Source organism: Pseudomonas sp. TH31 (genome assembly GCF_016650815.1).
Taxonomy (GTDB): domain Bacteria; phylum Pseudomonadota; class Gammaproteobacteria; order Pseudomonadales; family Pseudomonadaceae; genus Aquipseudomonas.
Genome location: NZ_JAEKEZ010000023.1, coordinates 54,225 through 77,222 on the forward strand (window position 1 = coordinate 54,225; position 22,998 = coordinate 77,222).

Here is a 22,998-nt window from a genome sequence, read left to right on the forward strand (position 1 = left end):
GATCTCCTGTTTATTTTTGATTGTTCAGGGATTCAACTGGCGAACGGGACGCACCTCGACGCAGCCGACCCGGGCCGCCGGGATGTTGCCGGCAACCTGGATGGCTTCGTTGAGGTCTTTGGCATCGATCAGGTAGAAGCCCGCCAACTGTTCCTTGGTTTCGGCGAACGGACCGTCGGTGATCGACATTTTTCCGTTGCGCATCCGCACCGTGGTGGCGGTCTGCACTGACTCCAGCGCCTCGGCGGCGACCATCCGGCCACTGCCCTGGATCGACTCGGCGTAGGCCTTGCACTCGGCATCCTCGGGACTGTCGGGCAGCGAGTGCAACGCCTGTTCGTTGCTGTAAACCAGGCATAGGTATTTCATGGGGCTCTCCGTGATCGGCTGATCAACTATGGCTGCTGATTAATGCTTTGGCGAAAAAACCGACGATCAGGGCTCAAGCCCGAACAGGGTCGTGCCGGTCATCATGTCGAACGGCGCCGACCAGTGTTCGTGGACTATCTGCCAAAGCCCCGCCGTTTGCCGATAGCCCGCGGTGACGCGCATCCAGCAGGCCTGGGTTTCGCCCTTGTCATTGGTGCCGCCGCAATGGGCCAGCCAATGGGCGAAGGCGATGTCTTGCGACGCCTCGATGTCGATCTGGTGGAATTCGAAGATGTGCGGCCCAGGGCACATTTCCATGCAGGCCTGCCAATGCGCGCGGTACGCCGCTTTGCCCTTGAATTGCAGGGCCTTGACCGCGTCGAAGGACACGATGTCGTCGGCATACAGGGCCATGACTTTTTCCACGTCCTTGGCGATGACGGCCTGGCGGTAGTTTTCGATCAGGTGATGAATGGGTGTTTGCGCACTCATGGTGGTTCTCCGTGGTTTTTGTTGTGAAGACACCCTTAGTCGCTCCACGAAGAGGCAAATCGACAACCGAAATAAAAATAATCCAGGCACGCAAACTCGCTAGAATCCGAGACTCATTTGTGTTGGAAAAAGGACACTCCAGTGACAGCCAAGCTCGTGCCTTACGAAAGCCTGAACGCGCACCAGCGCCAGCAGGTCGAGGCCATCGAAGTCCACAAAGAACAAATCAGATTCTGCGGCGACATCCACGGCGCGCTGCACACCTTGCTGTCCAAGCCAGGTCCTGGGGTCAAAGGTTTTGCGCTGCTGGTCGAAGAGATTCCGGTGGCCTTCCTGCTGCTCAAGCGCCCCCGGTTTTGCCGGACTGGGCCAACGAACACAGCGCCACGTTGCACGCCTTGCAAGTGGATCAACGTTGCCAGGGCAAAGGGTATGGCAAGGCCTGCCTGCAAGCCCTGCCCGCCGCCGCGCGCCAGGCATTCCCGGAAATCAAAGGGCTGGAATTGTCGGTCGACGCCGATAACGACTCGGCTATCGCGCTGTATGCCAAGTATGGCTATGTCGACAGCGGCGAGGCGTACAAGGGCCGGATTGGTTATGAGCGGCGGATGGGGTTGGTTTTTTGATTCTGTTTCGTTGAGGGAGAAGCGTTGCCTTTATTGAGCACTCACCAAAAAGGGTTGCCTTGAGGCAACCCTTGGCAGAAGTAGCGAACTGTCAGAGCAACAAGCAGTAGTCGAGCAATTGCTTCTCGATACTTTGTCGCTGACCGATAACCAAAGCCACCACGACAAGACCTTCACTCGGGAACACTTCATACAAAACCCGCTGGCCCATCGGCAAGTACTCACGAAAATGTGTAACCCCAAGGGTCGCAGCTTCCTGGCAAACACCATAAACAAGGGCCTGACTGCTCAGAGCCGTAACGATCTGCATCACTAGTTGATCGACCATCTGTGCCGCTTTTTTGTGGCCGGATTGTTGCGTCAGATAGTGCTCCAGTGAAATAACCCCATGCTCCGCGGCGGTCGCAAACTCTACTCTGAAAGCCTCAGGCATCGTTGTCGTCTTGCAGCAACTGACGACGTTGAGCAAGTCGGGCCAGCAACGTATCACCAGAAATCAGCTTTCCCTGCTCCTTGTCGCGAGAGGAGAACGAAAGCAGCTTGATCAGCGCGATGGCCTCATCTCGCCGTTTACGCTCTTCGTACGACTCGATCACATAAGCGGGAATGCCATTCTGGGTAACGAGCATCGGCTCGGAAAGATCCAGTGCAGCTGCGTTTTTCTTAACAAAACTGATTGTTTCTACTCGCATCATTCATTCCTCTGTAGCCATCTGGCCAGGATGACCCATTACAGCAATGGTCTGAATTTAGGCCATTAAAAGACCTTTCACAACTGTTCATTTTTATCCGTTACAGCTCAAGCATCATCTCATGCCACGCCATCCCGCCATGATCCGACGCCGACGGCTTGATGTAGACAAACCCAAACCCGGCATACAACGGAATGTGCCGCTCCTTGCACATCAAATGGATGCTGGCCTTGCCCATCGCGCGCATCCGCTCGATGAATTCGCTCATCAAGCGTTTCGCCAGGCCCTGCCCCTGATAATCCGGGTGCACCACCACCGACATGATCACCACATGCGGGCCGGCCGGGTCGTGGCCGATCAGTTCCTTGAAGGCTTCGTCCGACATTTCCACTTCAAATGCCGCTCCGGAATTGATGAAGCCGGCGACCACACCGTCCACTTGCGCCACGATGAAGCCTTCTGGCCAGGTAGCGATACGGGTGTCGATCTTTTCCCGGGTGGCGGCTTCGTCGCCTTCATAGGCCACGGTTTCGATGGCGTAGCAGCGGTCCAGATCAGCGGGCGTGACGTGGCGGATGACGGTGTTCATGGCAGCTCGGTTTCAGCGATGGGAAGGTGGGAGATCATAAATTAATAAGGTGTTCATATCGATCACCGCAAGCGCCGTAAAGCCTGCGTATAGGCGCTGTCATTGCTCAATGATTCGGACTATTTGTGTTTCCTGTCTCTGATCATCAATAGGGAAACACACCATGAGCAGCGTTCAGATCGGCCTTCTTATGCTGTTGGGTATCAGCACCTTTGGCTTCATCACCTTGTCTGTCGACCTGTTGCGGGCGCGACGGATGAAGCAAGGCAAATGACAAGTCGGGAGGCGGACGCACGGTCCGCCTCTCGCGGCATTCATTCGGGCTTGAGCGGCAGCCAGATTTCCAGCACGCCGGTATTGAGCTTCGGGTTGAAGTCCTCGCTGTAGCGTTCAAACTCCGGGGCATCCGCCGCCGCACGACCAGACTGCGGCAGCCAGGTTTTCCAGATGTACTGAAAGGTCTGCGCCAAGGTATCCAGTGCGCCCGGGTGTTCGAACACCGCGTAATGTTGTGGCTGAACCTCGACCCAGCGGTACTTCTCGGGCAGGTCGTCGAGCTTGCTGATTTCGACGCCGGCGATGTATTCGAACCCACCCTTGCCGTCGGGATTGCAGCAGATGCCGTAGGTCACTTCGCCTTTTTGACCAGGAATCTTGCCGATCTCGGGAATGAATTTCTCCCAGAGCTCGGGGATTTTTCTCGAGGTTTCCTGGGTAAATCGCCCGCCAAACCCGGCAATGAGCAGAAAATGCCCGCTCTCGAAGCGTGGCTCGGCCGGTTTGACGCGTGTTTGCTCATCCATGATTCGACTCCTGATACAAAAAAGTGGGTTCGGCTGGGAGTATAGAAGCCAAACCCGATTCGCCCAATCAGAGCCCCGGCAACTGCTCGACGGCAGCCTTGACGATAAACTCGTTATAACCCGATAGGATCACGTACACCGCGAAATAGCAGAAGATCGCCGCTGATGCCATGTAGGAATAACGCAACAACTTGTCCCCTAGCAACTTGCCACCGTGGCTGGCGGCGAAGCACAAACCGGCACTCCAGAGCAGACCGGCACAGAGAAACCCGCCGAGGAACAACGCCGAGCTGAGTGCACCACCACCGCCGGAACGCGCGATCAGCGTGCCGCCCACTGCAGCGAACCAGAGAATCGCGCTAGGCGACGACATCGCCAGGAAAATGCCACGAAAAAATTCTTTGCGGTGCGAGTTCTGACCGACTTCGGCGGTCTGGGCCAACGCCGCTTCGTGGTGAATCGCCGAATAAATCATCTTCGCCGCGAAGTACACCAGCAGCGCCGAACCACCGATCCACAGCACCCAGCGCACGGTTTCGTATTGCAGCAAAACGGTCATTCCGGCCAGTGCCAGCACCGCGTAGATCAGGTCGCCGACACAGCTCCCCAGCCCCAGCGCAAAGCCTTGGAAATAGCCGCGTTGCATCGCCAAAGTGATCATTGCAATGTTGGCCACGCCGATATCCAGGCACAACGAAAGGCTCAGCAAGAAGCCACTGCTAAATTCCATCAACCCGTTTCCTTCGAAAAAATTGTTCACATCGTCGCTGGACAGTGTGCCACAACAGCCCTTACATTCCGCCACAGGCCACCGCAGTGGCCAGCGTCGCTCGGACGGTTCCGGGCGCTCACGTTATCCGAGGCAACAATGGCCAACCCTGGTTCGCCGCGCCGCTTTGCGCGCATAGATCGACTCCCCCTTACGTATTCAACATCACTGCCGAGCTGAAGATGGCCGCCCGTCGTCGTGGCGAAGACATCATCGACTTCAGCATGGGCAACCCAGATGGCCCGACCCCGCCGCACATCGTCGAAAAACTGGTGACCGTCGCCCAGCGCGAAGACACCCATGGTTATTCAACGTCCAAGGGCATTCCGCGTCTGCGCCGGGCGATTTCCAATTGGTACAAGGATCGCTACGAGGTCGACATCGACCCGGAAACCGAAGCCATTGTCACCATCGGCTCCAAGGAAGGCCTGGCGCACTTGATGCTGGCCACCCTCGACCAGGGCGACACCGTGCTGGTGCCGAACCCCAGCTACCCGATTCACATCTACGGCGCGGTGATTGCCGGCGCCCAGGTGCGTTCGGTGCCGTTGATCCCGGGCGTGGACTTCTTCGCCGAACTGGAAAGCGCAATTCGCGGCTCGATCCCGAAACCGAAGATGATGATTCTCGGTTTCCCTTCGAACCCCACGGCTCAATGCGTGGAGCTGGACTTCTTCGAACGCGTGATCGCCCTCGCCAAACAGTACGACGTTCTGGTGGTACACGACCTGGCCTACGCCGACATCGTCTACGACGGCTGGAAAGCCCCGTCGATCATGCAAGTGCCGGGCGCCAAGGACATTGCGGTGGAGTTTTTCACCCTGTCCAAGAGCTACAACATGGCGGGCTGGCGGATTGGTTTCATGGTCGGTAACGCCGAACTGGTCAACGCCCTGGCGCGGATCAAGAGCTACCACGACTACGGCACCTTCACTCCGCTTCAAGTAGCAGCGATTGCCGCGCTCGAAGGCGATCAGCAGTGCGTCAAAGACATCGCCGAGCAGTACCGCCAGCGTCGCAACGTGTTGGTCAAAGGCCTGCATGAACTGGGCTGGATGGTTGAAAATCCGAAAGCGGCGATGTACGTCTGGGCCAAGATTCCCGAGGCCTACGCACATTTGGGCTCGCTGGAGTTCGCCAAGAAAATGCTCGCCGAGGCGAAGGTCTGCGTCTCGCCGGGCGTAGGATTCGGGGAATACGGGGATGATCATGTGCGCTTCGCACTGATCGAAAACCAGGACCGGATTCGTCAGGCCGTGCGCGGGATTCGCGGGATGTTCCGGGCGGATGGGCTGGTCACCAAAACCGGCGCCTGATGCATTTCACCTGACTGCTGATTGCTGATTGCTGATTGCTGACTGCTGACTGCTGACTGCTGATTGCCGACTGCGAACTACGAACTACGAACTACGAACTACGAACTACGAACTACCGCCATTGTAGGAGCTGCCGAGTGAAACGAGGCTGCGATCTTTTGATCTTGTTTTTTCGGATCAAGATCAAAAGATCGCAGCCTCGTTTCACTCGGCAGCTCCTACAGGGAGTTTTAGGAGTTTCAGGAGTTTTAGGAGTTTCAGGAGTTTCAGGGTTTTCGAGTCACCCACAAAAAAACCGCATCGCTGCGGTTTTTTTGTGTTCGCCGATCGGGTCAGACCACCAGCGACAACAACATAATGAAGCCAAGCGCGACCACAGACAGGATGGTTTCCATCGCCGTCCAGGTCTTGAAGGTTTCCGCCACGGTCATGTTGAAGTACTGCTTCACCAGCCAGAAACCCGCGTCGTTGACGTGTGACAGGACCAGCGAACCCGCGCCGGTAGCCAGCACCAGCAGCTCGAGGTTCACACCCGGAATCATCCCCACCACCGGCACCACAATGCCCGCGCCAGTAATGGTCGCCACCGTTGCCGAACCCGTGGCTACGCGAATCACCGCCGCTACCAGCCAGGCCAGCAGGATCGGCGAGATCTGCGCGTTTACCGCCATGTGGCCGATCACATCACCCACACCGCTGGTCACCAGCATCTGTTTGAAGCCACCACCGGCACCAATGATCAGAATGATCGCGGCGGTCGGCGCAAGGCTCGAATCCAGCAGTTTGAGAATCTGTTTGGAACCGATGCCCTGACGATGGCCGAAGGTGTACAGCGATAGCAGCAACGCCAGCAACAGTGCCGAAATCGGGTGACCGATCAGGTCCATCCAGTTGCGGAAGAAATGCCCGTCCGGCAGCGCCACGTCGGCAAACGTCTTGAGCAGCATCAGGAACACCGGCAACAGCACGGTGATCAGGGTAATGGCGAAGCTCGGCAACGTGGCGGCTTGTGGCTCACGCGCCAGTTGATCCACCAGCTCCTGGTTGGCATGACCGGGAATGTACTTGGCGATGAACGTGCCGTAGATCGGGCCGGCAATGATGGCCGTCGGCAACGCAACGATCAGGCCGTACAGAATGGTTTTACCGATGTCGGCACCGAACACACCGATGGCCAATAGCGGGCCGGGGTGCGGAGGCACCAGGCCGTGCACCGCCGACAGACCGGCCAGCAGCGGGATACCGATCTTGATGATCGACACGCCGGTACGCCGGGCAACGATGAACACCAATGGAATCAGGAGCACGAAGCCGATTTCGAAGAACAGCGGAATACCCACCAGGAACGCCGCGAACATCATGGCCCACTGCACGCGCTCTTTGCCGAACGCGCGAATCAGCGTTTGGGCAATCTGATCCGCCCCGCCCGACTCGGCCATCATTTTGCCGAGCATGGTGCCCAGCGCGAGGATGATCCCGACAAAACCGAGCACCCCACCGAAGCCGTCCTGGAACGCCTTGAGAATGGTGCCCACCGGCATGCCGGAGGTCAGCCCGAGGAAGCCGGCGGCGATGATCAGGGCAATGAACGGGTGCAGTTTGAATTTGGTGATCAGGAAGATAAGCCCGATCACGGTGACCACTGCATCCAGCAGTAGGAAGGTTTCATGGGACATGCCAAACATGGGGGGTGTCTCCTGTTTGTTGTTGTTATGAAAGCAATTATTCAAAAGCCATCAGGACAGCGCTATCTCTTGGAGCAAGACTTAACCGGCGAGTTTCAAACCGTGTTTGAGCCACCAGGCTTGAGCTTGTTGAGCCAATTGGTCGACGCTGTGATTCGAGGCGTCGAGGGCCAGGGTCAAGGGCTCACCGACTGGCGACTCAAGGGTGGCGAACTGGCTGTCGATCAGGGTCGACGGCATGAAGTGACCCGGTCGATGGGACACACGTTCGGCGGCGACTTCAGGGGTCAGTTCAAGGAACACGAAGCCCAGGCCCGGCAAGGCACTGCGCAATACTTCGCGGTAACTGTGTTTGAGGGCCGAGCAGGTCAGCACCGGGCGTTCGCCCTTGGCATCGACGCGGCGCAGTTCATCGCACAGGCTGTCGAGCCAGCCAGCACGGTCTTCGTCATTCAGGGGAATACCCGCGCTCATCTTTTCGATATTGGCGGCAGGGTGGAACGTATCGCCTTCAATGGCAGTCGCGCCGCTGAGTTGGCACAAGGCCTCGCTGACGCAAGTCTTGCCGCAACCGGCAACGCCCATGATGACCAGGGCGGTGATGGGATGATTCATGAAACACCTCAGCGAGCAGACAGCGCTACCTTTGCCAGTTATGACACTAAACCAAAAGTAGAAGTTGCCGACGCCTTCTTGTCATTTTTGTGGGTTGCAGCATGTTCGCTCACGAGGCCAAAAAGCGAGGTTCAGGCAAAACTCGCTTACGCATTTGCAGCTGCTTCGGGACAGCGCTACCTTAGTGCCTTGAATTTTGTTTGGCAAGCCGCCCGATGACCGCCCCTAAAAACGATAAAAATACACGCACCACTGGCCGCCCTACCCTCAATGAAGTCGCGCGCCTGGCCGGCGTCAGTCCGATTACCGCTTCCCGGGCCTTGCGCGGCGTCAGCACCGTGGCCACTGAACTGGTGGAGAAAGTCCAGAAAGCGGCGCTTGAGCTGAACTACGTGGTCAACCCCGCCGCCCGCGCCCTCGCCTCGGCCCAGAGCCATTCGGTGGTGGTGTTGGTGCCGTCGCTGTCCAACCTGTTGTTCATCGATACGCTGGAAGCCATTCATCAGGTTTTGCGGCCCAAAGGCTTTGAAGTACTGATCGGCAACTTCCATTACTCGCGTGATGAAGAGGAAAACCTGCTGCGTAACTACATGGCCTATCAGCCACGCGGCTTGCTGCTGACCGGTTTCGACCGCACCGAAAGCTCGCGACGGATGATCGAGGCGAGCAATATTCCCTGCGTGTACATGATGGAACTGGACAGCGGCGCGGGTCTTAATTGCGTCGGCTTCTCGCAACTGGCCGCGGGTGAAACGGCAGCCGAGCATTTGCTGTCCCGCGGTCGAAAACGCCTGGCCTACATCGGCGCGCAACTGGACCAACGCACTTTGCTGCGTGGTGAAGGCTTTCGCAAAGCCCTGCAAAAGGCTGGTTTATACGACCCGGACCTGGAAGTCCTGACCCCGCGCGCCTCCTCCGTCGGTTTGGGCGGCGAGCTGTTCCTGCAACTGCTGGCCAGCCATCCCGATGTCGATGCGATCTTCTTTGGCAACGACGACCTGGCCCAGGGCGCACTGCTCGAAGCCATGCGCTGCGGGATCAAGATCCCCGAGCAAGTGGCGATCCTCGGTTTCAACGACCTGCCGGCCTCGGCGCACATGGTGCCGCGCCTGAGCAGCATCAGCACCCCGCGCGAAGCCATCGGCCGGCGCGCGGCGGAACAGATGCTGACGCTGATGGCCGGCAATGCCGTGGCCAAACCGGTGCAGGACATGGGGTTTGAGTTGAAGGTGCGCGAGAGCACCTGATGTGGCGACAGGCCAACGCAACGGGTGCTTTGTAGCAGCTGTCGAGCCCCGCGAGGCAGCGTCCGGCGGCGCAGCCGTCGTAAACCCAAAGCACGCGGTCAACCTGACACACCGCATAGCCTGATTTCACGACGGCTTCGCCGCCGGACGCTGCCTCGCGGGGCTCGACAGCTGCTACAGATCCCGACCTTATGGATCGAGGTTATCCAGCACCCGATTCACCGCCAGCTCTGCCTGCTGGATGATCTGCGCAATCCCCAGTGCCGTGTTGCGCTGCGTACCTTCCAGAAACGCGGCAAAGTCATGGGTCACAGGCCGAAGCCAGTGATTCGCAGGCGTGGGCCAGCAGGGTTTCGTTGTCGACGTTGGGGTTGATAGAAAAGATTGGTGCGCAAGAGCACCCGACGCTCTCAAACCTGGATCGCCCCCTGTAGGAGCTGCCGAAGGCTGCGATCTTTTGATCTTGATCTTTAAAAACAAGATCAAAAGATCGCAGCCTTCGGCAGCTCCTACGGGAGGGTGTCCGACCCGCAGGTTCAGCGTTTAGTCTTGTGGATCGAGGTTATCCAGCACCCGATTCACCACCAGTTCCGCCTGCTGGATGATCTGCGCAATGCCCAGCGCCGTGTTGCGCTGCGTACCTTCCAGAAACGCGGCAAAGTCATGGGTCACAGGCCGAAGCCAGTGATTCGCAGGCGTGGGCCAGCAGGGTTTCGTTGTCGACGTTGGGGTTGATAGAGAAGATTGGTGCGCGAGAGCACCCGACGCTCTCAAACCTGGATCGCCCCCTGTAGGAGCTGCCGAAGGCTGCGATCTTTTGATCTTGATCTTTAAAAACAAGATCAAAAGATCGCAGCCTTCGGCAGCTCCTACGGGAGGGTGTCCGACCCGCAGGTTCAGCGTTTAGTCTTGTGGATCGAGGTTATCCAGCACCCGATTCAGCACCAGCTCCGCCTGCTGGATGATCTGCGCAATGCCCAGCGCCGTGTTGCGCTGCGTACCTTCCAGAAACGCGGCAAAGTCATGGGTCACAGGCCGAAGCCAGTGATTCGCAGGCGTGGGCCAGCAGGGTTTCGTTGTCGACGTTGGGGTTGATAGAGAAGATTGGTGCGCGAGAGCACCCGACGCTCTCAAACCTGGATCGCCCCCTGTAGGAGCTGCCGAAGGCTGCGATCTTTTGATCTTGATCTTTAAAAACAAGATCAAAAGATCGCAGCCTTCGGCAGCTCCTACGGGAGGGTGTCCGACCCGCAGGTTCAGCGTTTAGTCTTGTGGATCGAGGTTATCCAGCACCCGATTCACCACCAGCTCCGCCTGCTGGATGATCTGCGCAATGCCCAGCGCCGTGTTGCGCTGCGTACCTTCCAGAAACGCGGCAAAGTCATGGGTCACAGGCCGAAGCCAGTGATTCGCAGGCGTGGGCCAGCAGGGTTTCGTTGTCGACGTTGGGGTTGATAGAGAAGATTGGTGCGCGAGAGCACCCGACGCTCTCAAACCTGGATCGCCCCCTGTAGGAGCTGCCGAAGGCTGCGATCTTTTGATCTTGATCTTTAAAAACAAGATCAAAAGATCGCAGCCTTCGGCAGCTCCTACGGGAGGGTGTCCGACCCGCAGGTTCAGCGTTTAGTCTTGTGGATCGAGGTTATCCAGCACCCGATTCAGCACCAGCTCCGCCTGCTGGATGATCTGCACAATGCCCAGCGCCGTGTTGCGCTGCGTACCTTCCAGAAACGCGGCAAAGTCATGGGTCACAGGCCGAAGCCAGTGATTCGCAGGCGTGGGCCAGTCGGATTGGCGCATGCTTAACACCCCATCAACTCGACAAACGCCAACGCGCCCTTCTGCAACGGCTGGCTCTTGAGCCACACCGCGTGCACTGGCAGCACCAAACCGTTCTCGATGTTGCGAAAGCTCAAGCGCTTGAGTCTTCCCGCGTCCAGTAGCGGCTGCACCACCGACAACGGAAAGTTGCCCCAGCCCAATCCCGCCTCAACCATTTCCAGTGCCACCGCCAATGTGTCGGTACGCCAGTAAGACTCAGCCACCAGCGGCCGGGTTTCGCTGATTGGCAAGTCACGGCTGGCGACGATGATCTGCCGCACATGCACCAAATCCTCCAGGAACAACTCCTGCCCTTGATGCAACGGATGATCCGCCGCCAGCGTGGCGATCATCCGTTCGGTGCCGACGAACTGAAAACGCTCCAGTACGTTCACGCTCAACCCGGCGAACGCCAGGCAGACGCTGACGCGACCGCTATGGAGCAGCGCCAGCACATCATCCTGCGGCGCGCTGAGCACTTCGATTTCCAGCAGCGGATGACGCTCGGCGATCACCTTGATCGCCGCCATCAAACCGCGCTTGTCGAGGTCCGCCACCACGCCAATCGATAACTTGCTTTCCAGCCCCAGCGACAACTCGATCGCATGCACCTGCAACTGCTTGAGCTGATCGAAAATCAGCCGCGCATGCGGCACCAGGGCACTGGCCATGGCCGTCGGCACCGGTTCGCGATGACGACGGTCGAACAGTGGATAACCGAGCTCGGCTTCGAGGTTGCCGATGCCCATGCTCACCGCCGACGGCACTTTGCCCAACGCCCGGGCTGCTGCGGAAAACGAGCCGCGCTCGATCACCGCGAGAAACAATTCGATGCTGTCGCTGTTGAAGTTCATCCGACGTCCTATCAATAAAACTGAAAGCTACTGACTTTTTCTATCAGACCTATTGAAGCTATATTTTGTCGCCTACGCCAGTGCTGCTGGCATCTGTTCGCAAGAAAGAGGCAAAAACCCATGCAAGGCGTTAAACGCAAACTGGTCTACGTGTCACTGTATGAAGTCATCGGCATGACCTTCTCGGCCCTGGGCCTGGCGTTGCTGTCCGGCACTTCGCCCGGCAGCACCGGCCCGCTGGCGGTGATCATCACCACCATCGCCGTGACCTGGAATTTCATCTACACCTCGCTGTTCGAACGCTGGGAAAGCCGCCAGCCTTCGCGCACCCGCACCGTTAAACGGCGCATCGCCCATGCCGTGGGTTTTCAACTAACCTTGATTGTGTTCCTCATCCCGTTGATTGCCTGGTGGATGAACATCAGCCTGGTCGAGGCGTTTCTGCTCGACCTGGCGCTGATCATCTTCATCCCGTGCTACACCTTCGCGTTCAACTGGTTGTTCGATCGCACGTTTGGTTTGCCGGCCTCGGCGCTGCCGGATCCTGCTTAACACTTAAAGTCGCCCATTGGCGGACACGCTGTTAGATTCCTGAGGCGTCGATTCGCTAAAGGAGTAGCTCCATGGAACATGCACTGAAGATTCTCGGTAAAGCGTCGTCCATCAACGTCAGAAAAGTCCTGTGGACTTGTGAGGAGCTGGGCGTTTCCTACGAACGTGAGGATTGGGGCAGCGGTTTTGCCTCGACCCACAGCCCCGAGTTCACCCGTCTGAACCCCAACGCCCAAGTGCCGGTGATCATCGATGAGGCCGGGGTGTTGTGGGAGTCCAACACCATTTGCCGTTACCTGGCCGGCAAGCATCACAACCACGAATTGCTGCCCGGAGAACCGGCAGCCCGCGCTCGGGTGGAACAATGGATGGATTGGCAGGCCACCGAGCTCAATCGGTCCTGGAGCTACGCCTTCACCGCGCTGGTGCGCAAAGACCCCGAGTTCCAGGATCCGCACCAGATTGCCGTTGGCGTTAATGAATGGAATCACAAGATGGGCATCCTTGAGCAGCAGCTCGCGGCTACCAAAACCTACGTCGCCGGGCCACGGTTCACCCTGGCCGACATCGTGATCGGTTTGTCCGTCAATCGATGGCTGATGACACCGATGGAGCGGCCCGACTTTCCCGCTGTCGACGAGTATTTCCAACGATTGGCGCAGCGTCCGGGCTTTATGAAGCACGGCTGCAATGGCTTGCCATAGCGCAAGACAAACGCCCAACCCCTTCCCGAAAAAGAGAGACACATGAACGGACTCAACGTACTGCTGACCGGCGCTTGCGGCAGAATAGGCAAAACCTTTTTCGACGCCTCGAAGGATCGTTACACCTTTGTGCTGACGGACCGCGTCGAACCCGACTTCCCGGTCGAGGCGCCCCACCGTTTTGTGCGCCTGGACATGGCCGATCCCAAGGCAATGGAAGAAGCGCTGGAAGGCATCGACGTCATCGTCCACCTGGCCGGCATCCCCCACGCCAGCGCGACCTTCGATGAGCTGTTGCCGAACAATATTCTGGCCACCACCTACCTGTTCGAAGCGGCGGTGGCGGCCGGTTGCAAGCGGCTGATATTCGCCAGCAGCGCGCAAACCATCGAAGGTTATCCGGTGGACCGGCAGATCACTCCGGGCATGCAGGTCATGCCGGCCAATCTATACGGCGTCAGCAAGTGTTATGGCGAAGCGTTGTGCGCGTTCTACGCAGCCAAGCGCGGGCTCTCGACCATTGCCATTCGCATCGGCGCCTTCGAATTCCCGGATCGTCATGAGCTGACCAACGCGCGAGACTTGAGCGCCTGGCTCAGCCCTCGGGACGCGGTGCAGCTACTGCAGCGCTCGGTGGAAGTCGAAGGCGTGCAGCACCTGATCGCCCATGGCATTTCCAACAACCGCTTCAAGCGTCTCGATCTCAGCGAAACCACGCGGGTTCTGGGTTATTTGCCGGTGGATGATGCGTTTCGCGAGTTTGATCTGCCGATCGCGCCATAAACCCTTAAAACCTGAGGCGTTTTTGCAATAACTCAGCGTAACTCGTCACAACGCAGCAAAAAATCACAACCTTTCATTTCCGATAGCAGGCTAAGCTTCCCCTTCAACAAGAATCGGATCAGCCCATGCCTGCTCACTCCCCCGCCGCTGCTCAATCAGACGGCATCGACCCTGTTCGCGCCGCACAGATCTCCGCCCGCATCGACCGCCTCCCCGCCGTCTCCACGATATGGAGGCTGGTGGCGTTGCTGTCGATTGGTGGTTTTTTCGAGCTGTATGACCTGTTCCAGACGGCCTACATCAGCCCCGGCCTGATTCGCGACGGCATCTTCGCCACGGGCAGCCAAGGCGTGTTCGGTTTCTCCGATCAGGCCGCGTTTGCCTCGGCGACGTTTCTGGGGTTGTTCCTTGGCGCCAGCCTGCTCAGCCCTTTGGCTGACCGCTTCGGCCGCCGCGCCATCTTCACCTTTGCGCTGATCTGGTACACCGTCGCGACGGTTGCCATGGGCGTGCAGAGTTCGGCGCCGGGCATTATCTGCATGCGTTTTCTGGTGGGGATTGGCCTGGGCATCGAGCTGGTGACCATCGACGCCTACCTGTCGGAGCTGGTGCCCAAGCGGATGCGCAGTTCGGCGTTTGCCTTTGCCTTTTTCGTGCAATTTCTCTCGGTGCCGGCGGTGGCGTTGATGTCGTGGTGGCTGGTGCCGCAGGCGCCGTTCGGGGTGTCGGGCTGGCGCTGGGTGGTGTTGGCCAGCGCGGTGTTTGCGCTGTTCATCTGGTGGCTGCGCTCACGGTTGCCGGAGTCGCCACGCTGGCTGGCCCAGCATGGCCGGTTCGACGAGGCCAGCCGGATCCTTGATGTCATTGAGGCGCGCTGCGTAAAGGATCAGGGCAAGCCGCTGGACGCGCCGGAACTGGCGGCGGTCGACGTTCAGGGTTCGGGGCGTTTTGCCGATATCTGGCAACCGCCCTATCGTCGTCGGGCGTTAATGCTGATTGTCTTCCACGTGTTCCAGGCCATCGGCTTCTTCGGTTTCGGCAACTGGTTGCCGGCGCTGCTTTCGGGCCAAGGCGTGAGCGTGACCCACAGCCTGATGTACGCCTTCATCATCACCCTGGCCTACCCGCTCGGACCGCTGCTGTTCGTGAAGTTCGCCAACCGCTTCGAGAACAAATGGCAGATCGTCGGTTCGGCCTTGGGCGCCATGACCTTCGGCACGCTGTTCGCGCTGCAGACCAGCGCTGTCGGGCTGATCGTCTGCGGGGTGATGATCACCTTCTGCAACGCCTGGCTGAGCTTCGCCTATCACGCCTACCAAAGCGAACTGTTCCCCACCAACATCCGCGCCCGGGCCGTGGGCTTCTGCTATTCGTTCAGTCGGTTGTCGACGGTGTTCAGCAGTTTGCTGATCGGGATCTTTCTCGAACACTTCGGCACGCCGGGGGTGCTGGCGTTTATTGTCAGCAGCATGTTGATCGTGATGATGACCATCGGTTACTTCGGGCCACGCACACGGAACCTGGCACTGGAGAACATTGCTCACCGCTGACGCCTGCGCGGTTGCCGCCCAGCGGCAAAGTTTGACCGCTGCCGTCGCTCAAATGCCCCAAAAACAGGGCGCTTCAGCCGCGGCACGTTAATTGCTCCGGCACACCCGACAGCAATTACCTACAGGCTTACCCATCATGTTGGTCAACGCCCAGAAAGCTTCCATCATTCAACCGACCCAGCGCACGGACATGGACCCGACCACGGCCGCCGCCAGTGCGCTGTACAGTGGTTTGATCCAGAACGCGCAGAACACCGTCGCGCAGATCAAGCAGGACAGCACCAACGTCCAGGCCTCCGGTCTGACATCGGCGACCCAGCAAGTCAGCGCGGCGAGCACCATCAGCGACAACGTTGATGAAGCGTTCGCCAAAACCCGCGTCGGTTTGCAAACCGCTGTCCCGGACGACTCCACCACCCAGTCCACCGACAGCACAGCCATGACCGACTTCAAGGACTACATGAGCAAATCCCCGGAACAGCGGATGCGCGACAGTATCCTGAGCGATCTGGGCATCACCGAAGACCAATTGAGTGCCATGCCGCCGGCGCAACAACTGGCCGTTGGCAAAGAAATCGCCCAGCGCCTCGAAGACAAGATGAAAGTGGCGCAGACCGATACAGAAAACAGCAGCACCGCGAAAGACACGACTCAGGTGACAGACAAGTTTCTGGCTTCGCTGTAACAGCTGAGACCGAACTTGTAGGAGCAAGGCTTGCCCGCGATGGCGTTCTGAAGGGCGCTATCGCGGGCAAGCCTTGCTCCTACGGGAATGCGATCAGTTCAGTTGCAGGGTTGAGTTGAACTGACTGATCGCATCCACCACATGCCGCGACCCTTTTTGAATCTCCAGAATCACCTCCCCGCCTCGTTCGCCAGCTCCACGCCTAGCCCGGTTCGGCTCAAGCTCGATTGCATGCTCGACACCGCACTCAGCGACAAATCATGGTTTTTGCGCACCACCTCGACAATCTCCAGCGTTGCCTGGCTGGTCCGGGCCGCGAGGCTGCGGACTTCATCGGCCACCACCGCAAACCCGCGCCCATGTTCCCCGGCCCGGGCCGCTTCGATGGCAGCGTTGAGTGCCAGCAGGTTGGTCTGGTCGGCGATGCCGCGAATGGTCTGGACGATGGTGCCGATGATGTCGGACTGTTTGCTCACCGCATCAATGCTCAAGGCCGCCTCGTTGAGGTCGCGGGAAATGTCCTGAATGATCTGCACCGTTTGCTGAACCACCTGGGAACCTTTCTGCGCACAGGCGTCGTTTTGTACCGAGGTGCTGTGGGCCGATTCCGCGGCCGTTTGCAAGGTGGTGACTTGGTGGGTGATGTCGCTGGCGAACTTGACCACTTTGTACAACCGGCCCTTGGTATCGAACAGCGGGTTGTAGGACGCTTCCAGGAATACCGTATGACCGTACTTGTCTTTGCGTTCAAAACGATGCGAGTGATATTCGCCACGATTGAGTGACGCCCAGAACGCTTTGTACTGCGCGGACTCGGCTTCAGCACGGTGACAGAACAGGCTGTGATGCTGGCCGACGACTTCGTTGAGCGAGTAATGCATGGTTTTCAGGAAGTTTTCGTTGGCGGTGATGACCCGGCCGTCGGGGGTGAATTCGATCGTGGCCATGGAGCGCCCGATGGCCGCGAGCATGCTTTCGTTTTCATGCTCTTTATAGATTCGTTCAGAGATGTCCGCGGCGACTTTAACCACGCTTCGGACCTGGCGATCAGCCCCAAACACCGGCATGTAACTGGCTTCAAGCCAGATCTCTTTGCCCGCCTTGTTCAACCGCACAAAGGTGCCACTGACGGGCTCGCCGCGGGCCAGATCGCGCCATAACTTGGCGTATTCCTCGCTGCGATAGAACGCTTCCTCACAGAAGATGCGGTGGTGTTTACCGCGAACTTCTTCGACGCTGTAACCCATGCTCGCGCAAAAGTTTTCGTTGGCGTCGAGCACGATGCCTTCGGGGCTGAATTCGATCATCGCCATCGAGCGACTGACCGCCGCCAACTTGGCGTTGGTCTCGGTCAATGCACAGTTGAAGCGTTCGATCTCCAGCAAGTCAGCCTTGTGATGTAGGTTGAACATGGCTCTATCACCTTAAGCGCGTTTTTTTGATTGATGAAAGTTCCTGGTCTTTCAAGATCTACCACTACGTTCCACGGAACAGGCACACGCCTCCCTCCACAGGAAGGATTTGTCAGGTGATAAATGATGTTTAATCAGAGAGTCCCTGCCGCGACGCTCTTATCAAGGCATCCTTCTCTTGATAGCCCGGAAAGGCCAACCCTAACGTTTTGCCAAGTAACTCCATTTACCGGATGGCTCCTTGTTGTTCAGCGTCGGTGCCTTGGGTCGCGCACTCTGCCGCTTATGTCCCGGTGCACACTTTCCCAGTCACGAACCATTCATTTCTGTGACTGAAACAGTTAGTTACGACTGAGCATAGCCAGTGAAATGCCGGATGCAATGCCATTAGTCGGCCAGTATTCAGCACAAAATCGGTTCAGCCTCCATTGCCGATCATTGATCGGCGAGCATGCCCAGCAATGTTTGTACTGCGGCCGACGGGGCCTTGCGTGCCGCCACCACCAGGGAAAACTCGCGATCGATCGGCGGGGCTAACCGAACCACCCGCAGGCCCTGGCGGTTGGCCGGCAGTGTCATTTCCGGCACCAGGGTCACGCCGATGTTTTCTCGCACCAGGGTGAACGCGCGGCTGTTGAGTCAGACGCTGGAGCGGCAGGATTTGATGGCGGGTGGGTTCAGCATGGCCGATGCGTATCTGTTTACGGTGTTGCGCTGGGCCTCGGTGTCTGGCATCGAGTTGGATCAGTGGCCGGCGTTGGTGCGGTTTCAGGCCAGGATAGATTTGCGGCCTACCGTGAAGGCGGCGTTGGCGGCGGAATTGGCGTAAGGCTTTAGATCATTCGCGAGCAGGCTCGCTCCCACAGGAGACCTCCAGTGAACACAGAATTCGTGAACACCAAAAATCCAATGTGGGAGCGGGCTTGCTCGCGAAAGCTATCGATCAGGCACCACAAAAACATCAGAAAAAACCTACAAACTCCCACTCACCCTGGTCGCCACCTCCCCGGCACCCAAGCCTTCCACACCTGCGGCTGATCGCGCAAAAACGCTTGCGCCACCTGACGCGGTTGCAAACGTTTTTCGCTCATCTGCGCCAGGGTCTGGTTCAGCAGGCCAATCGGCAAGTCGACCTTTTCAAAGAACGCCACCAGGTCCGGGTACTGCGTCTTGAACGGCGCGGACACACCAATCGCCAGGCTGGCCGGCATTGAACGGGTGCCCCTCGGATGCGGGTTGTTGGCATCGGCCAGGGTCTTCCAGGCTTCGGCATCGAACGGCGGCTCTTCGAGTTTCACCAGTTTGAAACGGCCCAACAACGGTGTCGGCGACCAGTAGTAGAACAGCACCGGTTTGCCACGACGGATCGACGACGCCACCTCGGCATCCAGCGCCGCGCCGGAGCCGGTGCGGAAGTTGACGTAGTCGGCGGTCAGGTCATAGGCCTTGAGTTTCTGGCTGTTGACGATCTCCGAAGTCCAACCGGTGGGGCTGTTGAGGAAGCGGCCACGGCTCGGGTCTTCCGGGTCGCGGAACACGTCTTTGTAGCGGGCCAGATCAGCAACGGATTTCAGCTGCGGAGCCAACGGCTTGATGCCGCGTTCCGGGTCACCCTTGATCACGTATTCCGGTACCCACCAGCCTTCGGTGGCGCCTTTGACGGTATCGCCGAGGCCGAACACCTTGCCTTCAGCCGAGGCCTTGACCCACGCCGGACTGCGTCCGGCCCATTCTTCGCCGATCACCTGGATATCGTTCCTGGACAGCGCCGCTTCGAGGCTGACGGTGCTGCCGGGCAAGGTGTCGGTCGGGTAGCCGTAACCTTTCTCGACGATCAGTCGCAGGACTTCGGTGATGAAACTGCCGCTTTCCCAGGCAATGTCGCCAAAGTGGATCGGCGTGATCTTTTCGGCGGCGGGAGCCTGGGTAGCTACGAGGCTCAGGGCCAGCAGCGAACTGCCGAGCAGGGTTTTGATCGATCTCATGCGGACCTCTGGGTCAAAGGTGTTCGATTTAAGGATTCATTGGCGCTGTGCTGGACGCACAAAGCCTGGGAGCGGGTCATGTAGACGCTGACCGAACGCTGGGAAATGCCCAGTTCGGCGGCGATTTGCGGATAGGTCAGGCCATCGATTCGCGATAACAGGAACGTCGCCCGGACCTTGCCCGGCAAGCGTTCGAGCGTGCGGTCGAGGCCATGCAAGGCTTGGGTCAGTTGCAGCAGGTCTTCGGGCGATCTCGCCTGATGCGGGTCGAGTGGCCACCATTGATCGAGGTGCTGGCGCTCCAGATCCCGGCGGCGCCAGAGCTGATAGACCAGGCGTCGGGCGATGGTGCTCAGCAACGCGCGGGGTTCACGGATCGGCGTCAGCCCTGGGGACTCCAGTAGCTGGGTGAAGGTTTCGGCGGCGATGTCTTCAACGCTGGAGCTGGCGCCCAACTGCCGGCGCAACCGTGCGCACAGCCAGGCGTAATGCGCGCGGAACAATCCGCCCACGTGGTGACGATGGGAAAGGTCGGCGCCGGACATAGGGGCTCCTGGGGTTAGGGGTCGCTGAATGTCCGGTGATCCGGTGGCGCGATTCTAGCCAAGAGCCTTATTCTTTAATAAGACTTAAAAAGCATTTTTATATTCGATTATTGAATTTAAAAAGGTAAGGTCAAAAGATCGCAGCCTTCGGCAGCTCCTACGGGGGATCGGTATTCGACGCGGGATTGATGCCCCCTGTAGGAGCTGCCGAAGGCTGCGATCTTTTGATCCTGATCTTGATCGTACCTAACGCAACCGCCCATACCCCAACGCCTCGGCCTCTTGCTGGTAATCGAGCACGATCTGATAGTCGCTTTGCGTCGCGGGTAACACCTCGCGCAAACCCAGGATCTCGACAACGTCCGGCAACTCCCGCAACGTCTCATTCATCACCTGTCGAAGCTGCTCGATTCGCTCATCGCTGGCGCTGGCAGCGGTGATGTAAGGCAAGGTCGGACTGAAGGCACTTCGAGCGATAACGCGCAAACCGGCCACTTCCCCTTCGGCGTGCCGCGCCAGGTAGGCGAAGGTCACGCTGTCGATGGCCGCCAGGTCGGCCAGGTCTTCACGCAGCCAGCGCAGGCTTTCGCGGTGGCCACCGCTGATGCCGACACGGGCGAAGAACTGTCCGTCGCGGTGCAACGGCGCCAGGCGATGGCGCAGCAGGTTCATGCCGCTGTTGGAGCCTTCGTCGTTGATCACCCCGCGACTGTTGTGAAAGGCCGGCAAGCTACGGCGCGGATCGTCGGCACGGCAGAGCAAGAGGCTGCAATGATTGCCGGCATTGCTGTCCGGGAGCTCGTAACGCGGCCGACCAACGACCCGGACCTGACCGCGTAACAAGGTCATCAGCGGATAGCCGCAGGTTTGGGTCAGCAGCAGGTTCGGGGAGCGCCAGAGGTCTGGCAGTGACAGCCCTACGGCGGTTTGGCGAGACACGCCCAGGCGCTCGATAATTCGTGTCAGCCAGACTTCATTGGCCTGGCGGATTGGCTCGGGGGCGACGTACATCAGTAGTTCGGCGAGGTGTTGTGTCATCGAATTCTCCCATACAACGAACATCCAATGTGGGAGCGAGCAAAGCTCGCTCCCACAAGGAATTACCTTCATTCAATGAAATGGATGCTGCGGGCTGTCGATCGCCTTTACGCCATGTTGACGCCACAACTGCCCATACCCCTGCACCAAAAATCCGCCACTGCGCGCCAGCCATTGCTCGCGACGTGTCCGGTAAGCCTTGGGCAAGTCATACCAGGGCAGGCCCGGCAAGTCGTGATGCACCAGGTGCAGGTTGTTGTTCAGGAACAGCCAGCTCCACGGCCACGCCGCTTCATTGAGCACGGTACGTTGCTCGGGTTGGGCGTTCGGGCGGTGTTCATAGTAGGAGCGAATCATCGCAATCGATAGCGCCGGCACGCTGATCAGCAACAGGTAATGCCACACCGGCAGCACGCTGAAGTGTGCGATGAACGCCAGCATCAACACCGTGAGCGTGCTGTGGGTCAGCCACATCCGCCAGGCCTGGCGCTCGCCCGCGCGCAGGCGTCGCAGTTCTTTGCGGGCCAGGGCCTGCAGTGCCATGGGCGCGCCAACCATGACGCGCCCAAGCACGGTTTTGTTCAGCCGGTGCAGGGCCTGTTTGAACACGCAGCTGCGTTGCCAGTGCGCAGCGGTGAGGTAACGGCTTTCCGGGTCGCGACCAGGGACGGTCAGGTCTTCGTCGTGGTGATGCAGCAAATGGCTGTCGCGATAGAGGGTGTACGGAAACCACACCGCAAACGGTGCGTAACCGAGGAGTTTGTTCAGGGCCAGCCTGCGGGTGGGGTGCCCGTGGAGCAATTCGTGCTGCACCGACAACCAGAGCACCACCAGCACAATCAGCAACAGCGTGCTCCACCAAAGGCCCAGCCGGTCACTGGCCAGGACAATGCTGAACCAGGCCGCGTACACACCCATCAGCAACAACCAGGTGGGCCACTCGGTGCGAGCGGTCAGGCGTTGGCGCAGGGTTTCGATTTCTTCTCGATGGGCGGCGTCGAAGTAATGGGACATGGCTTTGCTCAGAACGGGACGTGTCCCTCTCTGTGCAATAGCGTGGGGAAATCTTGCAGATTATTTGACGACTTCAACGCTACCCCGTAGGAGCTGCCGAAGGCTGCGATCTTTTGATTTTGCTTCTATAAAAAAACGAAGATCAAAAGATCGCAGCCTTCGGCAGCTCCTACGGGGAATAAGGCGACTGACTGATCAGTGCCCGAACACATCCACTTTCTTGGCCTTCTTGTCCGCGCGCTTTTCATCGGCGGTTTTTGCCGGTTTTTTCTTCGCAGCTTTCTTTGAATCCATGCCTTTGGCCATGATACGTACTCCACTCATACGGGATGTGAAGTCAGGTATACACCTATCGCGCCGCTCGCGTTCTTTTATAATCGCCCGCTCAGCCAACCGACAGCCAAAGCCCATGCCAGACACCCAGTACACCGTGCTCGACCAGCCGTTATGGCCGTTGATGAACAAGTTTTACCGCGCCCACCAATCGCCGATGAAAGCGGTGCGCGATGCTCGACTCTGGGTGGCCCGGCGCGGGGAGATCGTCGCCGCGCTGTGCTTGCGGCCGGTGGCGGGCGGGTATTGGTTGACCGGGTTGTTTGTCGATCCGGCGTGTCGCGAGCAAGGTATCGCTGCAGCACTGATCGCTGCCGCGGTGAAAGACCTCGACAGCCCGGTCTGGTTGTACTGCCATCCGGATTTGCGCGGTTTTTACGAACGCCGTGGTTTTCACTTCGACCCGCAAATGCCTTATGCCATGGTCGAGCGCCTGAGCCGTTACGCGCGCAGCAAACCGATGATCGCCATGGGCTTAGAACCGTTGGTGAGGTCGACCATCGATAATGTGTGATCGAC

21 protein-coding genes and 11 pseudogenes are annotated in these 22,998 nt (G+C 58.7%); 10 read left to right on the forward strand and 22 right to left on the reverse strand.

Annotated features, from left to right (window positions below; all coding sequences use genetic code 11):
* Window positions 1–24: 24 nt before the first annotated feature.
* Both JFV26_RS16355 and JFV26_RS16360 read right to left on the reverse strand, forming a co-directional pair.
* Entirely contained in the window at window positions 25–369 is a 345-nt protein-coding gene (locus JFV26_RS16355) for a YciI family protein (RefSeq protein ID WP_201193950.1), read from the reverse strand.
* A gap of 66 nt (window positions 370–435) precedes the next feature.
* Window positions 436–861: a YybH family protein gene (locus tag JFV26_RS16360; RefSeq protein ID WP_201193952.1), complete on the reverse strand. Its 426-nt coding sequence runs from the start codon at window positions 859–861 to the stop codon at window positions 436–438.
* Between the two features lie 141 nt (window positions 862–1,002).
* Here JFV26_RS16360 and JFV26_RS16365 point away from each other — a divergent pair.
* Window positions 1,003–1,487 (forward strand): annotated as a pseudogene (locus JFV26_RS16365) (GNAT family N-acetyltransferase).
* 91 nt (window positions 1,488–1,578) lie between these two features.
* On the opposite strand, the gene JFV26_RS16370 reads toward JFV26_RS16365, so the two are convergent.
* The 5 genes from JFV26_RS16370 to JFV26_RS16390 all read right to left on the reverse strand — a co-directional run bounded on the left by JFV26_RS16370 (window position 1,579) and on the right by JFV26_RS16390 (window position 4,301).
* On the reverse strand, window positions 1,579–1,920 hold the full coding sequence (locus tag JFV26_RS16370; RefSeq protein WP_201193954.1) for a type II toxin-antitoxin system RelE/ParE family toxin: 342 nt from the start codon (window positions 1,918–1,920) through the stop codon (window positions 1,579–1,581).
* Window positions 1,913–2,179: a type II toxin-antitoxin system Phd/YefM family antitoxin gene (locus JFV26_RS16375; RefSeq protein WP_201194241.1), complete on the reverse strand. Its 267-nt coding sequence runs from the start codon at window positions 2,177–2,179 to the stop codon at window positions 1,913–1,915. The genes JFV26_RS16370 and JFV26_RS16375 overlap by 8 nt, the downstream gene beginning before the upstream one ends.
* A 100-nt stretch (window positions 2,180–2,279) precedes the next feature.
* Window positions 2,280–2,768, reverse strand: coding sequence for a GNAT family N-acetyltransferase (locus JFV26_RS16380; RefSeq protein ID WP_201193956.1), 489 nt, complete (start codon window positions 2,766–2,768; stop codon window positions 2,280–2,282).
* Between the two features lie 314 nt (window positions 2,769–3,082).
* Window positions 3,083–3,571: a GyrI-like domain-containing protein gene (locus JFV26_RS16385; RefSeq protein ID WP_201193958.1), complete on the reverse strand. Its 489-nt coding sequence runs from the start codon at window positions 3,569–3,571 to the stop codon at window positions 3,083–3,085.
* 67 nt (window positions 3,572–3,638) lie between these two features.
* Window positions 3,639–4,301, reverse strand: a complete 663-nt coding sequence (locus tag JFV26_RS16390; RefSeq protein WP_201193960.1) for a LysE family translocator — start codon at window positions 4,299–4,301, stop codon at window positions 3,639–3,641.
* A gap of 138 nt (window positions 4,302–4,439) precedes the next feature.
* Here JFV26_RS16390 and alaC point away from each other — a divergent pair.
* Window positions 4,440–5,656: pseudogene (gene alaC / locus JFV26_RS16395) on the forward strand (alanine transaminase).
* 332 nt (window positions 5,657–5,988) lie between these two features.
* Here alaC and JFV26_RS16400 read toward each other — a convergent pair.
* Both JFV26_RS16400 and JFV26_RS16405 read right to left on the reverse strand, forming a co-directional pair.
* Window positions 5,989–7,341, reverse strand: coding sequence for a GntP family permease (locus tag JFV26_RS16400; protein ID WP_201193962.1), 1,353 nt, complete (start codon window positions 7,339–7,341; stop codon window positions 5,989–5,991).
* Window positions 7,342–7,422: 81 nt separating this feature from the next.
* Window positions 7,423–7,956, reverse strand: a complete 534-nt coding sequence (locus JFV26_RS16405; RefSeq protein WP_201193964.1) for a gluconokinase — start codon at window positions 7,954–7,956, stop codon at window positions 7,423–7,425.
* 215 nt (window positions 7,957–8,171) lie between these two features.
* Between JFV26_RS16405 and JFV26_RS16410 the strand changes: the two genes are divergently transcribed.
* Complete coding sequence (locus tag JFV26_RS16410) at window positions 8,172–9,203, forward strand: LacI family DNA-binding transcriptional regulator (RefSeq protein WP_201193966.1); 1,032 nt, start codon at window positions 8,172–8,174, stop codon at window positions 9,201–9,203.
* Between the two features lie 189 nt (window positions 9,204–9,392).
* Here JFV26_RS16410 and JFV26_RS33605 read toward each other — a convergent pair.
* From JFV26_RS33605 to JFV26_RS16440, 6 genes and pseudogenes are all read right to left on the reverse strand, one after another.
* Window positions 9,393–9,588, reverse strand: a pseudogene (locus JFV26_RS33605) (DUF6124 family protein).
* A gap of 158 nt (window positions 9,589–9,746) precedes the next feature.
* Window positions 9,747–9,948 (reverse strand): annotated as a pseudogene (locus JFV26_RS33610) (DUF6124 family protein); the annotation flags it as partial.
* Between the two features lie 158 nt (window positions 9,949–10,106).
* A pseudogene (locus JFV26_RS33615) lies at window positions 10,107–10,308 on the reverse strand (DUF6124 family protein); the annotation flags it as partial.
* Between the two features lie 158 nt (window positions 10,309–10,466).
* Window positions 10,467–10,668: pseudogene (locus tag JFV26_RS33620) on the reverse strand (DUF6124 family protein); the annotation flags it as partial.
* A gap of 158 nt (window positions 10,669–10,826) precedes the next feature.
* A pseudogene (locus tag JFV26_RS16435) lies at window positions 10,827–10,989 on the reverse strand (DUF6124 family protein); the annotation flags it as partial.
* A gap of 16 nt (window positions 10,990–11,005) precedes the next feature.
* Complete coding sequence (locus JFV26_RS16440) at window positions 11,006–11,878, reverse strand: LysR family transcriptional regulator (RefSeq protein WP_201193968.1); 873 nt, start codon at window positions 11,876–11,878, stop codon at window positions 11,006–11,008.
* 120 nt (window positions 11,879–11,998) lie between these two features.
* Between JFV26_RS16440 and JFV26_RS16445 the strand changes: the two genes are divergently transcribed.
* The 5 genes from JFV26_RS16445 (at window position 11,999) to JFV26_RS16465 (ending at window position 16,152) form a co-directional block, all read left to right on the forward strand.
* On the forward strand, window positions 11,999–12,430 hold the full coding sequence (locus JFV26_RS16445; RefSeq protein ID WP_201193970.1) for a PACE efflux transporter: 432 nt from the start codon (window positions 11,999–12,001) through the stop codon (window positions 12,428–12,430).
* A gap of 71 nt (window positions 12,431–12,501) precedes the next feature.
* Complete coding sequence (locus JFV26_RS16450; protein WP_201193972.1) at window positions 12,502–13,134, forward strand: glutathione S-transferase family protein; 633 nt, start codon at window positions 12,502–12,504, stop codon at window positions 13,132–13,134.
* A 42-nt stretch (window positions 13,135–13,176) separates the two neighbouring features.
* Window positions 13,177–13,917: an NAD-dependent epimerase/dehydratase family protein gene (locus JFV26_RS16455; protein ID WP_201193974.1), complete on the forward strand. Its 741-nt coding sequence runs from the start codon at window positions 13,177–13,179 to the stop codon at window positions 13,915–13,917.
* Window positions 13,918–14,042: 125 nt separating this feature from the next.
* Window positions 14,043–15,467, forward strand: a complete 1,425-nt coding sequence (locus JFV26_RS16460; RefSeq protein ID WP_201193976.1) for an MFS transporter — start codon at window positions 14,043–14,045, stop codon at window positions 15,465–15,467.
* Between the two features lie 136 nt (window positions 15,468–15,603).
* The gene (locus JFV26_RS16465) at window positions 15,604–16,152 is read left to right on the forward strand and encodes a hypothetical protein (RefSeq protein ID WP_201193977.1); all 549 of its coding nucleotides are present in this window, start codon (window positions 15,604–15,606) and stop codon (window positions 16,150–16,152) included.
* A gap of 170 nt (window positions 16,153–16,322) precedes the next feature.
* Here JFV26_RS16465 and JFV26_RS34905 read toward each other — a convergent pair whose 3' ends face one another.
* From JFV26_RS34905 to JFV26_RS16475, 3 genes and pseudogenes are all read right to left on the reverse strand, one after another.
* On the reverse strand, window positions 16,323–16,817 hold the full coding sequence (locus tag JFV26_RS34905) for a methyl-accepting chemotaxis protein (protein WP_446739934.1): 495 nt from the start codon (window positions 16,815–16,817) through the stop codon (window positions 16,323–16,325).
* A gap of 18 nt (window positions 16,818–16,835) precedes the next feature.
* Window positions 16,836–17,564, reverse strand: a pseudogene (locus JFV26_RS34910) (PAS domain-containing protein); the annotation flags it as partial.
* Between the two features lie 435 nt (window positions 17,565–17,999).
* Window positions 18,000–18,197: pseudogene (locus JFV26_RS16475) on the reverse strand (LysR substrate-binding domain-containing protein); the annotation flags it as partial.
* On the opposite strand from JFV26_RS16475, the pseudogene JFV26_RS16480 reads away from it, so the two are divergent.
* Window positions 18,196–18,393, forward strand: a pseudogene (locus tag JFV26_RS16480) (glutathione transferase GstA); the annotation flags it as partial. The pseudogenes JFV26_RS16475 and JFV26_RS16480 overlap by 2 nt on opposite strands.
* A 143-nt stretch (window positions 18,394–18,536) precedes the next feature.
* Here the strand turns inward: JFV26_RS16480 and JFV26_RS16485 are convergent.
* The 4 genes and pseudogenes from JFV26_RS16485 to JFV26_RS16500 all read right to left on the reverse strand — a co-directional run bounded on the left by JFV26_RS16485 (window position 18,537) and on the right by JFV26_RS16500 (window position 22,146).
* A pseudogene (locus JFV26_RS16485) lies at window positions 18,537–19,549 on the reverse strand (ABC transporter substrate-binding protein).
* Window positions 19,546–20,094 carry a sigma-70 family RNA polymerase sigma factor gene (locus JFV26_RS16490; RefSeq protein ID WP_201193979.1) on the reverse strand — a complete coding sequence of 183 codons (549 nt, stop codon included), beginning with the start codon at window positions 20,092–20,094 and terminating at the stop codon, window positions 19,546–19,548. The pseudogene JFV26_RS16485 and the gene JFV26_RS16490 overlap by 4 nt, the downstream one beginning before the upstream one ends.
* 246 nt (window positions 20,095–20,340) lie before the next feature.
* Window positions 20,341–21,132 (reverse strand): phosphate/phosphite/phosphonate ABC transporter substrate-binding protein, encoded by a 792-nt coding sequence (locus JFV26_RS16495; RefSeq protein ID WP_201193981.1) that lies wholly within the window; start codon window positions 21,130–21,132, stop codon window positions 20,341–20,343.
* Between the two features lie 72 nt (window positions 21,133–21,204).
* Window positions 21,205–22,146, reverse strand: coding sequence for a fatty acid desaturase (locus JFV26_RS16500; RefSeq protein WP_201193983.1), 942 nt, complete (start codon window positions 22,144–22,146; stop codon window positions 21,205–21,207).
* Window positions 22,147–22,555: 409 nt separating this feature from the next.
* Between JFV26_RS16500 and JFV26_RS16505 the strand changes: the two genes are divergently transcribed.
* Complete coding sequence (locus tag JFV26_RS16505) at window positions 22,556–22,993, forward strand: GNAT family N-acetyltransferase (protein ID WP_201193985.1); 438 nt, start codon at window positions 22,556–22,558, stop codon at window positions 22,991–22,993.
* Window positions 22,994–22,998 lie beyond the last annotated feature (5 nt).

Bases quoted from the DNA above. Each gene is read 5' to 3' on its own strand.
- JFV26_RS16495 (WP_201193981.1), bottom strand. From the start codon at position 21,132: ATGACACAACACCTCGCCGAACTACTGATGTACGTCGCCCCCGAGCCA.
- JFV26_RS16490 (WP_201193979.1), bottom strand. From the start codon at position 20,094: ATGTCCGGCGCCGACCTTTCCCATCGTCACCACGTGGGCGGATTGTTC.
- JFV26_RS16500 (WP_201193983.1), bottom strand. From the start codon at position 22,146: ATGTCCCATTACTTCGACGCCGCCCATCGAGAAGAAATCGAAACCCTG.
- JFV26_RS16405 (WP_201193964.1), bottom strand. From the start codon at position 7,956: ATGAATCATCCCATCACCGCCCTGGTCATCATGGGCGTTGCCGGTTGC.
- JFV26_RS16460 (WP_201193976.1), top strand. From the start codon at position 14,043: ATGCCTGCTCACTCCCCCGCCGCTGCTCAATCAGACGGCATCGACCCT.
- JFV26_RS16355 (WP_201193950.1), bottom strand. From the start codon at position 369: ATGAAATACCTATGCCTGGTTTACAGCAACGAACAGGCGTTGCACTCG.
- JFV26_RS16385 (WP_201193958.1), bottom strand. From the start codon at position 3,571: ATGGATGAGCAAACACGCGTCAAACCGGCCGAGCCACGCTTCGAGAGC.
- JFV26_RS16375 (WP_201194241.1), bottom strand. From the start codon at position 2,179: ATGCGAGTAGAAACAATCAGTTTTGTTAAGAAAAACGCAGCTGCACTG.
- JFV26_RS16370 (WP_201193954.1), bottom strand. From the start codon at position 1,920: ATGCCTGAGGCTTTCAGAGTAGAGTTTGCGACCGCCGCGGAGCATGGG.
- JFV26_RS16440 (WP_201193968.1), bottom strand. From the start codon at position 11,878: ATGAACTTCAACAGCGACAGCATCGAATTGTTTCTCGCGGTGATCGAG.
- JFV26_RS16400 (WP_201193962.1), bottom strand. From the start codon at position 7,341: ATGTTTGGCATGTCCCATGAAACCTTCCTACTGCTGGATGCAGTGGTC.
- JFV26_RS16445 (WP_201193970.1), top strand. From the start codon at position 11,999: ATGCAAGGCGTTAAACGCAAACTGGTCTACGTGTCACTGTATGAAGTC.
- JFV26_RS16380 (WP_201193956.1), bottom strand. From the start codon at position 2,768: ATGAACACCGTCATCCGCCACGTCACGCCCGCTGATCTGGACCGCTGC.
- JFV26_RS16455 (WP_201193974.1), top strand. From the start codon at position 13,177: ATGAACGGACTCAACGTACTGCTGACCGGCGCTTGCGGCAGAATAGGC.
- JFV26_RS16450 (WP_201193972.1), top strand. From the start codon at position 12,502: ATGGAACATGCACTGAAGATTCTCGGTAAAGCGTCGTCCATCAACGTC.
- JFV26_RS16465 (WP_201193977.1), top strand. From the start codon at position 15,604: ATGTTGGTCAACGCCCAGAAAGCTTCCATCATTCAACCGACCCAGCGC.
- JFV26_RS16410 (WP_201193966.1), top strand. From the start codon at position 8,172: ATGACCGCCCCTAAAAACGATAAAAATACACGCACCACTGGCCGCCCT.
- JFV26_RS16360 (WP_201193952.1), bottom strand. From the start codon at position 861: ATGAGTGCGCAAACACCCATTCATCACCTGATCGAAAACTACCGCCAG.
- JFV26_RS16390 (WP_201193960.1), bottom strand. From the start codon at position 4,301: ATGGAATTTAGCAGTGGCTTCTTGCTGAGCCTTTCGTTGTGCCTGGAT.
- JFV26_RS16505 (WP_201193985.1), top strand. From the start codon at position 22,556: ATGCCAGACACCCAGTACACCGTGCTCGACCAGCCGTTATGGCCGTTG.